Origin of the sequence: Streptomyces sp. NBC_00376 (genome assembly GCF_036077095.1) — a bacterium.
GTDB lineage: Bacteria > Actinomycetota > Actinomycetes > Streptomycetales > Streptomycetaceae > Streptomyces.
On record NZ_CP107962.1, the window covers coordinates 290265 to 303299 of the forward strand.

The window sequence follows — 13035 nt, forward strand, 5'->3', positions numbered from 1 at the left end:
CTGAAAGTCTCTGTTATGAGCCGCTCAGGACAGAAGGCCTTTGTACTCGCGTGTACGCATACACGCACACGCGTAATGACTGGAACAGGGATATTGAGTCCCTTCAGTCCCTCCAGTCCCCTGGCAAAGCTGAGCAGACGCCCCTGAACTGCACTTTTGCCAAGGACCGAACCAGGGACTCAACAGGACTACCCGGAGCCCGGACAATCTCAGTCAGTGGAGCCGTGCCACTCGGCCGTGGCGTTGATGTTGAGGTCAGCCTGGCGGGCGGCTGCGGCCGGGTCGTGGCCGCGCAGGGCGGCCAGCAGGTCCTCGTGCCCGGCAGGGGCCGCGCCGTCGAATCCAGGCAGTTCCCAGAAGCTGGACATTGACGTGCGCAGCGGTTCGGCGAGGTTGCGGTACAGCTCGGCGAGCAACGCGTTGCCCGAGGCGTCGACGACGCGGGTGTGGAACTCCCAGTCGGCGCTGACCCAGCCTTCGAAGTCCCTGGCCGCCCAGGCTTGACCGCGGCGCTCCAGTGCCGCGGTCATTGCGGCGAGGTCTGCGTCGGTGGCGTGGGTGGCGGCCAGGTGGGCGGCCTTGCCTTCGAGGGCGGCGCGGACGTCGAGGAGCTCGGTGGAGGCCCGGTCGGCGTAGAGGCGCTGGACGGCGCCGGAGAGCTCGCTGGCCGCCCGCACGTAGGTGCCGTCGCCCTGACGGACCTCAAGAAGGCCGGCGTGGGCGAGGGCGCGGACGGCTTCGCGGAGGGTGCCGCGCGCGACCCCGAGCTGGCGCATCAGCTCAGGCTCCGGCGGGATCCGAGTGCCCACGGGCCACGCACCGTCCGTGATCTGCCGGCGGAGCGTGCCGAGCACTTCGGCGGACAGTGAGGGGCGGCGTACCCGGTCCAGGCTCATACAGCCATCATACATCCGATGATTTGACCTCTAAACATCAAACGTCTTACGTTTGATGAATGACGACGACCACTCCCACCACCGGCAGGCCCTTCGGCCGCCCACGCGCCGCCTGGCTCGCCGGAGCTGGCGTGGTGCTCATCGCGCTGAACCTCCGCCTCAGCATCAGCAGCGCCTCCGCCCTGCTCGACGCCCTACAGACCGACCTCGGATTCGGTGCGGCGGCCGCCGCCGCACTGCCTGCTCTGCCGACCCTGAGCTTCGCCGCCGCCGGCTTCTTCACGGGCCGCATCACCAGACGTCTCGGAGCCGAGCGGACCGTGCTGCTCGCACTCGCGGCCCTCACGGCCGGGCTCACTCTCCGCGGCATCCCCGCCACCTGGGCTCTGCTCGGCGGAACCGTCCTCGGCATGTCCGGCCTCGCCCTGTGCAATGTCCTGCTGCCGACCCTGCTGCGGGCCCACTTCCCGGCCAGGATCACGCTGCTCACCGGCGTGTACACCACCGTGATGGCCCTCGGTTCGACTCTGGGCGCGGCCGTCGCCATACCGCTCGCCGCGTGGGCGGGTTCCCCATCCCTGGGACTGGCCGTGTGGGCGATGCCCGCGCTGCTCGCCACGCTGATGTGGGCGCTCGTCCGGGCACCCGAGGCCCGGCCTGCGTCCTCCTCTGACGCCAACGGGACGTACATCTCGCACCCGGCGAGCGCAAGCGGTTCTCCTCGGTGATCCTGCCGCCGTGGTGCCGCAAGTCCCCGAAGATCAGCGAGGTGCTGCCGCTCTTCTACCTCCACGGCCTGTCCAGCGGGGACTTCGTGCCCGCGCTCGAGCAGTTCCTCGGCTCCTCGGCTGGCCTGTCGCCGGCCACCGTCATCCGGCTGACCGCCCAGTGGCAGGCCGACCACAAGGCGTTCAGCGAGCGCGACCTGTCCACCACGGACTACGTCTACGTCTGGGCCGACGGTATCCACCTGCGCATACGGCTGGAGGAGGCGAAGGCCGCGGTCCTGGTCGTCATGGGCGTGCGCGCTGACGGAACCAAGGAGCTGATCGCGATGGCCGACGGCTACCGCGAGTCCTCGGAGTCCTGGGCGAGCCTGCTGCGGGACTGCCAGCGGCGCGGCATGCGCGCTCCCGTCCTCGCCGTCGGCGACGGAGCCCTGGGCTTCTGGAACGCGTTGAACGAGGTCTTCCCCGAAACCCGCCACCAAAGGTGCTGGGTTCACAAGACGGCCAACTGCCTCGACAGCCTCCCGAAGTCAGCTCAGCCCGCGGCAAAGAAGGCCATCCAGGACATCTACAACGCCGAGGACAAGGAGCACGCGGCCGCCGCGGTCAAGGCGTTCGCCAAGCAGTACAGCGCGAAGCTCCCCAAGGCCGTCAAGAAGATCGTCGATGACGAGGATGAGCTGCTGGCGTTCTACGACTTCCCCGCCGAGCACTGGATCCACCTGCGGACAACCAACCCCATCGGGTCGACCTTCGCGACCGTCCGTCTGCGAACCAAGGTCACCAAGGGCGCCGGATCCCGGGCCGCCGCCCTGGCGATGGTCTTCAAGCTCGTCGAGTCCGCCCAGGCCCGCTGGCGAGCCGTGAATGCACCCCACCTCGTTGCCCTCGTCCGTGCTGGGGCCCGCTTTGAATGCGGCCAGCTCGCAGACGACCGCGGCGTGAATAGGGTGGCGGACCTGCCTCGAAGTTCGAGAACATCCGGTCATGTTGGATGGCACGGCAGGACAGGACCTTCCGGTCGGCCTCGGGTTCCGGCCGTATCGCGGCGACGAAGACCACGGCGCCATGGCCGCGGTGCGGCTGGGGTGTGTTGAACGGGACCGGGTCGATGTCCATTCGGTAGTGGAAGGGCTCCCGACAGCGGCCGAGATCGCCGAAGCTTCTGCCAAGTTGGAGGAGCCGTCCAAGAACCAGATCCTGGTGGTGCTCGACGAGAGCGTCGTCGGCTACGCGACGATCCGGTGGTGGCAAGAGCGGGACGATACGTGGCTGTACCTGCACCGCGGCTACCTCTTGCCCGAGCATCGCGGCCAGGGCATCGGCTCAGCCATGCTGAGCTGGGCCGAAGAGCGGATCCGCCAGCTCGTCAAACAGCATGGAACGGCGCGGACGGCAGTGATCGGCGCGAACGCCATGGCCTCCGAGCAGGATGCCACGGCACTTCTGCGCGCAGCCGGCTACCGACATGTCTTCAGCCTGGTCGAGCTGGAGCTGGGCGATCTGCAGCAGGTGCCCGAGCCGGGCAGCGAGCTGCCAGCCGGGATACGGACAGGGCCGATCGGGACAAGCCACTACCGTGCAGCCTGGAGGACGGTCGTCGATTCGTACGCGGACCGCGGTTTCACTCAGAGATGGCCTTTCCAGGACTTCGTCGACACCGCTGACCCGGCATGCTGGAGGGCTGCCTGGAACGGGCAGGACATGGTCGGCGTCGCCCTGTGCTCCATCCGCCGTCACGACCACACCGTGGGCGAGGTGGAAGAGCTGAGTGTCCGGACGGACCAGCGACGCCTCGGAATCGGCCGGGTCCTGCTGCTGGACGGGCTGCGGAGCCTTCGCGAGCAGGGTGCAACGACCGCTCGGCTGTTCAGAGGGCGTTAAGTCCCGTTCCTGATGGTGTGGTGTCACCCGTTCGTGGGTGATGGGACAGTTCCGCCCTCGCGTCATGTCGTGTGCATGATGGGGTCGCGGGCATGGAACGGATGCCGTACTCGACTGACTTGTCCGACGGGCAATGGGCGTTGATCGAGCCGCTGGTCACCGCGTGGAAGCAGGAGCGGGTGGCGCGGTCGGCGACCGGGGACCCGGGCTCCTGTGACCTGCGCGAGGTCGTGAACGCGCTGCTCTACCAGAACCGGACGGGTTGTCAGTGGCGGCTCCTGCCGCACGACCTCCCGGCCTGGTCGGCGGTGTTCTACTACTTCACCCTGTGGCGCCAGGATGGCCTTGACCAGCGGATCCAGGAGATCCTGCGCTGCCAGGTGCGGGAGCGGTCCAGACGATTAGAGGACCCGTCCCTGGTGATCATCGACACCCAGTCCGTCCGCGTGGCGGCCGGGGTGCCGAGGGAGACGACGGGATTGGACGCGAACAAGAAGACGCCCGGCAGGAAGCGGGGACTCGCCGTGGACGTGCTGGGCCTGATCATCGGTGTGGTGATTTTCGCCGCGAGCGCGCACGACAACGAGGCCGGCATCGCCCTGCTGGACCAGGCAGCCGAACGATGCGGGATGCGCCTGGAAAAAGTCCTCGTCGACCAGGGCTTCAAAGACGCCGTGATCATCCACGGGGCGGTGAAGGACATCACCGTCGAGGTGGTCCGACGCAACCCCGACGACAAGGGCAAAGGCTTCGTCCCGCAACCGAAGCGGTGGGTGGTCGAGCAGGTCAACGGCACCCTCATGCTGCACCGGCGCCTGGCCCGCGACTACGATCACCGGCCCGACAACGCGGCCTCCCGCGTCTACTGGGCCTCCACCGCCGGCATGCTCCGGCGCCTCACCGTCCCGAGCCCCGTCTGGCGGGACGAGATCGAGCTGGCCGCGTGAACATCAGCGAACTCCTGCGGCTGCTGCAGACCGAACACGACGAGACCGCCGCACGAGCCGACAACCTACGCGAGCAGATCGAGCGGCTCACCACCGCCCTCGCCGAGACCGAAGCCCGCGTGGCCGAGCTCGCCGCCACCCGCAAGGTCATCGACGGCCTCATCCCTCCCGACCACGCAGCGGCCCCCGCGGAAACCGCCACCGCCACCGTCTACCAGCGCATCGTGACCACATTCAACGAGCACCCCGGGAAGGTGTTCCGCGTCCGCGATCTGCACGAGCACCTCGGCCTGCCCACCGACGAGCCCTCGATCAACGTCACCCGCTCCCGCCTGGGCCGACTCGTCCGCCAGGGACTCCTCGAACAACCCGGACGCGGCCGCTACCAGAAACGGACTTAACACCCTCTCACGGGCACGGCAAATCCACACCGGTCCTACGACCTTTACGAGAGTGTGGGGTTCCAGCGGCAGAACGAGTACGTCCGTTACCGCAAGCCGCTTGCTTGATCGACCGGCCATTGGGCTGTCGGGTCAGTCCACAGGATTTGACAATACCTCCTCGTACGGGCTGAGGGCGGGCTAGTAGTGCTTGGTCATGTTGGTGCGGGGTCTGGCATGTTGCGGTGACAGGTGGGGCAGGCGCCGGTCCAGATCGCGAGGAGTATCTGCAGCTCGTGGACGACTCGGTAGAGGCTCAGGCCGACGCCGTCTCTTTTGGGGATCGGCTCAGTCGCTGCAGGGTGCAGAAGGCGTGGGCGACCGAGACGAGGGTGACGTGGTGGTGCCAGCCTGGCCAGGTTCGGCCTTCGAAGTGGGCCAGGCCCAGGGCCTGTTTCATCTCGCGGCAGTCGTTCTCGATGCGCCAGCGGAGCTTCGCGGTGCGCACGAGGACGGGCAACGGGGTGGTTGCGGGCAGGTTGGAGAGCCAGAACTGCACGGGCTCGTCCTGGTCGGCGGGCCATTCGGCCAGCAACCAGCGGACCGGAAGCTCGGTGGTGGCCGTGGCCTTGCGGATCTCGCGTCCGGCGGGCCGGATCCGCAGGGCCACGAAGCGCGAGTACATGCGTTTGTGCCCGCTGCGGCCACTGCCCGGCCGTGATCCCTCCCTCCACTGCACCGGCCGCGCGGAAGACTTTCCGGCCGCGATGACCAGGCTCTTCACCCTCCGGGCCGGCTCGGGGTAGGCAGGAACCGGCCGTCTGCCCCGGCCTGTGCAGGCCGGGGCAGACGGCTGTGCGTCCTCGGGCTGTGCGGTGGTCGGGGTCGAGATGCCCACCACGTAATCGAGACCGCGTTCTTCCAGGCCGAGCCGGAAGGCGGCGGTGTCACCGTAGCCGCCGTCGGCGATGACCTGGGGCACCTCGATGCCCCAGGACCGCGTCTCGTCGATCATGTCGAGGGCCAGCTGCCACTTCTCGACATGGCCCACCTGGGCAGGGATGGCGCACTTGCCACGGCGGGCCACTTTGGCCTGATCGGCCTTCGGCGAGGCGGGATCCCAGCTCCCGGGCAGGAACAGACGCCAGTTCACCGCCGCCGAGGCGCCGTTGGAAGCCAGGTGCAGCGACACCCCGGCCTGGCAGTTGGTGACCTTGCCCGCAGTGCCGGTGTACTGCCGGGTCACACACGCCGACGCATCCCCGTCCTTGAGGAACCCGGTGTCATCGATGATCAACGCGGTGGGCTTGACGACCGGCTGCATACGCCAGGCCAGACGGGCCCGCACATGCGCCGCATCCCACGGGCTGGAGGTGATGAAGTGGGCCAGCGCCTGCCGGTTCCCGTCTTCGCCCAGGCGGGCGGCCATCGGTTCCACCGACTTGCGCCCGCCGTCCAGCAGCAGGCCCCGCAGATAGACCCCACCCCACCGACGCTGATCCGCTCGCGCGAACGGCTCGAACATCTCCGCCGCGAAGTCCTCCAGATCACACCGGACCGCAGCCAACTCCCCACTCAGCACGTCCTGTCAACGACACGACCCATCAAGAAGACACGCCATCGCAGACCGCACATGACCAAGCACTACTAGGGAGTGTGTTGAAAGTGGATCAAGCAGTCGCCGACTCGGCGAATCAGGGGCAGCACGTACCCTCAAGGCCCTGATCATTTGCGCTTGGAGGAGTCGTATGAGCTTGGATCTGGTGCCCGTCGACCGCGAGCCGGCCGCCGGGGCTGTCCTGCTGACCGGCATCCCCGGGAGTGGGAAGTCGACGGTGGCCGCTGCGCTGGCCGGCCGGTTCCGGATGTCGGCCCATATCGAGGTGGACGCACTTCAGCAGATGATCGTCAGCGGTGGGCAATGGCCCTCGCCGACCGCGAACGCGGAAGCCGACCGGCAGATTTTCCTGCGGGCCCGCAACGCGTGCCTTCTGGCGGACAGTTTCGTGCGGGCCGGTTTCATCCCGGTGCTCGATGATGTCGTGGTCCGTCGTTCCCACCTTGACTTCTACCGCACGACGCTGGCGGCCGTGCCACTCCACATCGTCATCCTGGCTCCCGGCCCGGCAGAGGCATGGCGGCGCAACCAGGCTCGGGAGAAGGCCCTGGCCACGGACTGGTCGCCACTGGATGGGGCGATGCGCTCCGAGCTCGGGCAGCAGGGAACCTGGATCGACAACGCTGCGCAGACGGTTGAAGAGACAGTCGAAGCGATCCTGACTGCGACCAGTCTGGCCTCCAGTTCTGAAGTCGATCAGCCTCTGCGATGATCGCCAGGTGGCGCGTGGAGATCTGACGGATACCCAGTGGGACCGGCTGGCGCCGTTGCTGCCCGGGGGCAAGAAGCCGGGACGTCCACCGATATGGACAAGACGGCAGCTGATCGACGGCATACGGTTTCGGACCCGCACTGGCGTCCCATGGCGAGATGTCCCGGAGAGGTACGGCCCCTGGGGCCGGGTGTACGACTTGTTCCGCCGCTGGCAGCGGGACGGGACCTGGCAGAGCATCCTTGTCGAACTGCAGGCCCAGTCGGACGCCAAGGAACTCATAACCTGGGACATCAACGTCGACTCCACCGTGTGCCGGGCCCACCAGCACGCCGCCGGGGCGCGGAAAAGGGGGATCTACAAAAGGAGCCGCCCGGCGGTGTCGGCACGGCGGAGCCGGACGACCACGGCCTTGGACGCTCGCGCGGCGGTCTGACGACCAAGCTGCATCTGGCCGTCGAGCAGGGCCAGAAGCCGATGTCGATCGTGATCACTGCCGGACAGCGAGGGGACTCTCCGCAGTTCGAACCCGTCCTGGAGAAGATCCGCGTCTCCCGTCCCGGTCCGGGCAGGCCACGCACCCGTCCGAATCGGGTCCGCGCCGACAAGGCGTACGCCTCCCGAAAGAACCGCGCCTACCTGCGCAGGCGCGGTATCCTCTGCACGATTCCAGACAAGGCGGACCAGGCCCGGAACCGCAAGAACCTCGGCTCGCACGGTGGACGGCCGCCGAAGTTCGACAAGATCGACTACCGCGAACGCCACGCGGTTGAGTGCGGCATCAATCGCCTCAAGCGACACCGGGCCGTGGCCACGAGGTACGACAAGCTTGCGATCCGATACGAAGCGACCGTCCTCATCGCAGTCATCAATGAGTGGCTGTGACCAGCACATTCGATACACGCCCTAGGTGTAAAACTGGCGACCACCGGGGAATGCCGGTGTCTGCTTGCCACGTGTTCAGTCCGGCCGGGGCAGTGAGTGGATCTTGAAGCCCTGAAGTGTATCCGGGGCACGGCGCCCGGCCTCGCTTCAATAAATCACCCGGCTTCGTACTCGCGCGGGCTGGCTGACGGCACGATCCGCGGCGATGTCGGGCACCCTTCTGTTCCAGCAGTCGACCGGTGGCTCCGACTTCGGACAAGAGGCTGACCAGGCCGGACAACGGCCGGGCTGTCCGGGACAGCCGAGTGCCATTGAACCGGCTGACGCGAATCAGCAAGCTGTGAGCAGTCCCGCCGAACGCGCCGGGCATCCCGTCCCGAACGCGTCAAGCACTTCGACAGGCCGGAACAGGCGATGCTGCTGCGTCGGATCCGACCACCGCTCAACAAACTTGTGTCTGCCGCGATAGTTCAGCGAATCCCGGCGGGAGCTGAGAGATTCCCTACTCGAACCGACAGGGAGCAGCCCTTCATGCGAATCCGCACGCCCAGGTGACTGCGACTCTCGGTGCGGTGCTCGCGCTCGGCACTCTGTCCGATACCCGAAAGGAGTCCGCATGAGAATCCGCTCGTCCTTCGCGACGCTCATACTGAGCGCCACCTTCATGCTCGCTACGACCACTACGGCGATCGCTCTCGACCGTTCCGATGCAACTGCACCCAGCCAGGCCGCGATCGAGGCCGGACCGCCTCCGCGCAAGAACAGCACGCAGCGTCCCGTCTTCTTCGTCAAGGGATACACACCCGGCGACACGTGCGGCAGTAAGTGGAACTCCGCGGCCAAGCTGTTCAACAGGTCGGGCTGGGAGGGCCCGTTACACCGTGTCGGCTTCTACGAAGAAGACGATCCGGAGTGCGACGTTCGCATCGACCCGGAAGGCAAGGGCACCGTCGACACGTCCCTGAAGGATCTGGGGCGCGGGCTGGCGTGGAAGATCCACGACATGTACTCCGCCAAGGGGCAGACCGTCGACCTCGTCGGGCATTCCATGGGAGGGCTCATCATCCGTGCCGCGCTGGCCGGATACGCGAAGGGCGACCCCACCTGGCCGGACACGCTGTACGTGGAGGATGTCGTCACCCTGGGCACTCCGCACAAGGCTGCTTGGTTGGGCGCAGGCTGCCTCCCCAACCTGCAATGCCGGGAGATGTACTACCCGCGCGGAGCCTTCCGGAGCTGGCTCGGACCGAAGCTCTCCCAGGCGCAGGGCGGAACGGACTGGACTCTTGTCAGCTCGAATGCCGACTTCTCCGTCAGCGCGGGGAACGGCGCCCCCACCGACGTCGGGGCGCAGCACCTCGTGCGGTACTCGGAGCGAGCGGACCTTGGCCACAGCCAGTTGCGTACGATCCGCCGGGCCGGCGCGTTCCCACTCCGATACACCAACAACGGTGGCGCCTGGGGAGGCCAGAGGAATGGTGCCGCGCCCCTGCGAGTGGCGATGAACGCGCTGTACTGGCACAGCCGGTGGTGAACCGGCCCAGTTCGCCGTTGACGGCGACCGTCGACGTCCCGTCGCCATGGGAGCCGGCGCACCACTGCCCTGAAGTGCCCGCACCGTAGGGCGCTTATCGAAAGGAGGCGGTTCGGCAGACGTCACGGAAGCTGGTCGGGCTGATGTGGCGCCACTGAACGCACAGTCGCGGCGGCTGGGCCCAGTCACCGGAGAGCATGACGAGGGGCGTCGTCCCGGTGGTGACCGGGACGACGCCCCTCGTCAGGGTTGTACTGCCAGCGGCAGGGTGCATGCCAGAACAGCCAGGGGCGTCGGGATTCTGGTCACCCTGTCCGACGACGTCCTGTACAGCCTTCGTGTTGGGCGCAGGGTAGATGTCAGTGCTGCGCAGAGTAGGTGTCAGTGATCCGCTGCCGTACGATGCGCCGAACGACTGGTGTGGGTTGCGCGAGGTACTGCTGGGTGTCCAGCCAGCGACCCAGGAGCTGTGGGGACGGCACGTAGCGTCGGGGCTCGGCCAGCAACCAGCCCCTGGCACCTGGCCGTCCTTTTGGTATGACTGCCTCCACCTCAGCACCTGAATGGCCGTTCTGCGGACACGGCGCGGACCCGGCCGGAGATCCGGTCGGCTGCCGCGGCCATGCCGTGGCCCCGCACGGGCAGTGCTTGCAGCACTTGGCCCCTGAGGCCCGTTCTAACTATCTGGCGGGGCTGGCCCCCGGCAGCGACCTCAACCACAGTGGCACTACCTTCACGGAGGATCTGCTTAACGAGTTGCTCACTGTGTTTCGGCAGCCCGCCGACGGACCGCCCCGCATCGGGCGCGCCTGGTTCGTCGAAGCGACGTTCACCGGCAATGCCCGATTCGACGGGGCGACGTTCACCGGCGATGCCCGATTCGACGGGGCGACGTTCACTGGCCCCGTTGTGTTCGGCGCGGTGACGTTCACTGACGACGCCGGGTTCCGCAGAGCGACATTCACCGACGACGCCTGGTTCATGAAGGCGACGTTCACCGGTCCGACCGACTTCAACAGGGCGACCTTCCACCGCAACGCCTGGTTCACCGAAGCCACTTTTGAGGCGACGTCGGAACTCGGACCACTGATCAGCGCGGAGTTTGTGCAGTTATCGGGGGCCGTGTTCAGCGGTCCGGTGACGATTTTGGTCGCAGCGAAACGGCTGGGATGCCATCGGACCCGATGGACCTCCACCGCCACCCTGCGGCTGCGCTATGCCACGGTGGACCTCACCGACGCGGTCTTCGAGTACCCGCTGAGCGTCGCAACCCACCCCCAAGCCTTCGATTCTCACCTAAGTGTCCCTTGCGACGAGGCGCCACTGACGGGCTTGCAACTCCAGGTTCGGCTGGCCTCGATCAGCGGGACCGACGCCGCGCATCTGGTGCTGAGCGACCTCGACCTGTCCGGGTGCCGGTTCACCGGCACCTTCCACCTTGATCAGATTCGCCTGGAGGGCGATTGCCGCTTCCCCCTCGCTCCGGAAGGCGTCCAGCGCCGCGGGACGCGTCTGGCCAGATGGACGCCGCGCCAGACGCTGGCCGAAGAACACCACTGGCGCGCCTGGCGCGGGGAGCCCGGCTGGACCGCCGACCCCGGCGCGGGAGCGGCGGCAACCGGGCCGGCGGACCTGGCGCGGGTGTACCGGCAGCTCCGCAAGTCGCTGGAAGACGGTAAAAGTGAGCCGGACGCGGCGGACTTCTATTACGGCGAGATGGAGATGCGCCGCCTGGACCGTTCCCGCCCGTCCGGCGAGCGCGGGCTGCTGGCCGCGTACTGGGCTGTGTCTGGTTACGGACTGCGGGCCTCGCGCGCGCTTGGCTGGCTGTTTGCTGCCATGACCGCAACCGTGCTCGCGATCATGCTGTGGGGTTTGCCGGAGGACGACCCCAAACCCCGGAGCACTGGGGTGCTCACCGATCGGCGTATCACCCTGACCACCGACACCCCCGCCCCGGTCAACCCCGGCGGCCCTCTCCGGGAGCGCCTCACCTCCGAGCGGTTCGAAAAGTCCCTGCGGGTGGTGGTCAACTCGGTGGTGTTCCGCTCCTCGGGGCAGAATCTGACCACGGCTGGCACCTACACCGAGATGGCCTCCCGCGTTGCCGAGCCGGTCCTACTCGGTCTCGCCGTCCTCGCCGTCCGCAGCCGCGTCAAGCGGTGACGTCACCACGCCAGACGAGGTGCAAGAGCGGCAGCAGATCCTCCGTTTGTGGCGGTGACACTGTTGTTTGCACCCCTGGTCGGGTCCGCCCATGAGCTTGTGGTCACTGGTGGCTCGTGGTGGCGGTGGCTTCGTCGTACGCGGCGAGGGTGCGGTAGAGGGTGGAGCGGCCGATGCCGAGGTGCGCGGCGATGGCGGTGACGGACTCCTTCGCGTCGCGGCGGCGCAGGGCGACGGCGAGCATGTCGCCGTCGACGGCCGGCGGGCGGCCGCCGTGCTTGCCGTTCGCCGCGGCGGTGTCCAGGCCGACCAGGGTCCGCTCGTGGATGAACTCCCGTTCGACCTCGGCCATCGCGGCGAAGACGACGAAGAGGACCTTGCCGGCGCCGTGCGGGTCGTAGGTGCCGGCAAGGGGCCCGGTGCGGATCTCCAGGCGGTGGCCGCGCTCGGCGAGGTCCTGCGCGCTGGTGATCAGCTCGACCATGTTGCGGCCGAGGCGGTCGAGCATGGTGACGGTGAGGGTGTCTGCCGGGCGCAGGTCGGCGAGGGCGACGTTGTACTCGGGCCGGATCTTCTCCCGGGTGCCGACCTTCTCGACGTAGATGCGTACGCACTCGGCTTCCTTGAGGGCGCGGACCTGTCCGGCGAGGTCCTGGCCCTTGCTGGATACGCGGGCGTAGCCGATCCGGTCGCCGGTGCGCTCCAGCGCGGCGAGCAGCCCGGGTCGGGCTCGGGGCCGGGCTGCCAGGGCCGGCCGGGGCCGCGGGCTGCGGGGATTCGGATCGCGGGGCCGGACTTCAGTCCGGGGATCTTCGCGTACCGGCCGGTGTGGTAGTCGACGGCGACGACGCCGGAGTTGGCCCGGCACGCCGATCCGGGCGCCGCCCCGCAGCGCGGGCACGGTTCGCGCTCGACGAGCTCGGCGCGGGCGATCTCGTCCAGGTCGCCGTTCACGTGTTCCCCTCTCGTCCGTCCGCTCGACACGGCCGTCCCGAATACCCGTCCCGCTTCTCCGCCGCGCCCGCCGGTTTCGGGACGCCTTTCGGGACGTCTCCCGCGCTCCCGCCGCGTCGGCGGGCGACCGTCCCGGAAACGACCGTTTGCGGGACGGGCAAGAGAGGTCAGGTCCTCAGGGGATTCGAGTTGTTCAACGGCGCCCGCCACTGCGCAATCAGCTCCCACGGGCCTGAGTTCGGCGCCTTCGGCTTGTGCATGATCTGTTCCACCATCCCGTCGTCCAGTCCGGACGCGGCCTTGGCATCGGCCATCGACAGGACTCCGGTCC

Annotated in this window: 12 protein-coding genes and 3 pseudogenes; 10 read left to right on the forward strand and 5 right to left on the reverse strand. The window is 67.9% G+C overall.

What is annotated here, in order from left to right; genetic code table 11:
* Nucleotides 1–209: 209 nt before the first annotated feature.
* Nucleotides 210–896, reverse strand: a complete 687-nt coding sequence (locus OG842_RS44440; RefSeq protein ID WP_266738308.1) for a FadR/GntR family transcriptional regulator — start codon at nt 894–896, stop codon at nt 210–212.
* A 59-nt stretch (nt 897–955) separates the two neighbouring features.
* On the opposite strand from OG842_RS44440, the gene OG842_RS44445 reads away from it, so the two are divergent.
* The 6 genes and pseudogenes from OG842_RS44445 to OG842_RS44470 all read left to right on the forward strand — a co-directional run.
* Nucleotides 956–1624 (forward strand): MFS transporter, encoded by a 669-nt coding sequence (locus OG842_RS44445; protein ID WP_328512788.1) that lies wholly within the window; start codon nt 956–958, stop codon nt 1622–1624.
* Nucleotides 1597–2556 (forward strand): annotated as a pseudogene (locus tag OG842_RS44450) (IS256 family transposase); the annotation flags it as partial. The gene OG842_RS44445 and the pseudogene OG842_RS44450, both read left to right, overlap by 28 nt.
* Before the next feature lie 55 nt (nt 2557–2611).
* Nucleotides 2612–3508 carry a GNAT family N-acetyltransferase gene (locus tag OG842_RS44455; RefSeq protein WP_266738304.1) on the forward strand — a complete coding sequence of 299 codons (897 nt, stop codon included), beginning with the start codon at nt 2612–2614 and terminating at the stop codon, nt 3506–3508.
* A 92-nt stretch (nt 3509–3600) separates the two neighbouring features.
* Nucleotides 3601–4455, forward strand: coding sequence for an IS5 family transposase (locus OG842_RS44460; RefSeq protein ID WP_266487638.1), 855 nt, complete (start codon nt 3601–3603; stop codon nt 4453–4455).
* Nucleotides 4452–4856: a type IV toxin-antitoxin system AbiEi family antitoxin domain-containing protein gene (locus OG842_RS44465; protein ID WP_266487640.1), complete on the forward strand. Its 405-nt coding sequence runs from the start codon at nt 4452–4454 to the stop codon at nt 4854–4856. Before OG842_RS44460 ends, OG842_RS44465 begins: the two co-directional genes overlap by 4 nt.
* A gap of 9 nt (nt 4857–4865) precedes the next feature.
* Nucleotides 4866–4964: pseudogene (locus OG842_RS44470) on the forward strand (GNAT family N-acetyltransferase); the annotation flags it as partial.
* A 187-nt stretch (nt 4965–5151) separates the two neighbouring features.
* Here the strand turns inward: OG842_RS44470 and OG842_RS44475 are convergent.
* Nucleotides 5152–6417, reverse strand: a complete 1266-nt coding sequence (locus OG842_RS44475) for an IS701 family transposase (protein ID WP_443064103.1) — start codon at nt 6415–6417, stop codon at nt 5152–5154.
* A 166-nt stretch (nt 6418–6583) separates the two neighbouring features.
* Here OG842_RS44475 and OG842_RS44480 point away from each other — a divergent pair, with 166 nt between their 5' ends.
* The 4 genes from OG842_RS44480 (at nt 6584) to OG842_RS44495 (ending at nt 11750) form a co-directional block, all read left to right on the forward strand.
* Nucleotides 6584–7165, forward strand: a complete 582-nt coding sequence (locus tag OG842_RS44480; protein WP_266738302.1) for an AAA family ATPase — start codon at nt 6584–6586, stop codon at nt 7163–7165.
* 7 nt (nt 7166–7172) lie between these two features.
* Nucleotides 7173–8050 (forward strand): IS5 family transposase gene (locus OG842_RS44485; protein ID WP_401879834.1). Its coding sequence is split into 2 segments (ribosomal slippage): nt 7173–7562 and nt 7565–8050, totalling 876 coding nucleotides; the frame shifts between segments, so codons are not numbered across the junction.
* A 616-nt stretch (nt 8051–8666) separates the two neighbouring features.
* The gene (locus OG842_RS44490; RefSeq protein WP_266738299.1) at nt 8667–9584 is read left to right on the forward strand and encodes a lipase family alpha/beta hydrolase; all 918 of its coding nucleotides are present in this window, start codon (nt 8667–8669) and stop codon (nt 9582–9584) included.
* A 537-nt stretch (nt 9585–10121) separates the two neighbouring features.
* Nucleotides 10122–11750, forward strand: coding sequence for a pentapeptide repeat-containing protein (locus tag OG842_RS44495; RefSeq protein WP_266738298.1), 1629 nt, complete (start codon nt 10122–10124; stop codon nt 11748–11750).
* A 103-nt stretch (nt 11751–11853) separates the two neighbouring features.
* Here OG842_RS44495 and OG842_RS44500 read toward each other — a convergent pair whose 3' ends face one another.
* From OG842_RS44500 to OG842_RS44505, 3 genes and pseudogenes are all read right to left on the reverse strand, one after another.
* Nucleotides 11854–12651 carry a recombinase family protein gene (locus tag OG842_RS44500; RefSeq protein WP_266738297.1) on the reverse strand — a complete coding sequence of 266 codons (798 nt, stop codon included), beginning with the start codon at nt 12649–12651 and terminating at the stop codon, nt 11854–11856.
* Nucleotides 12612–12932: pseudogene (locus OG842_RS45615) on the reverse strand (zinc finger domain-containing protein); the annotation flags it as partial. The gene OG842_RS44500 and the pseudogene OG842_RS45615, both read right to left, overlap by 40 nt.
* Nucleotides 12872–13018, reverse strand: a complete 147-nt coding sequence (locus OG842_RS44505) for a hypothetical protein (protein WP_266738296.1) — start codon at nt 13016–13018, stop codon at nt 12872–12874. The gene OG842_RS44505 and the pseudogene OG842_RS45615, both read right to left, overlap by 61 nt.
* Nucleotides 13019–13035: the final 17 nt, after the last annotated feature.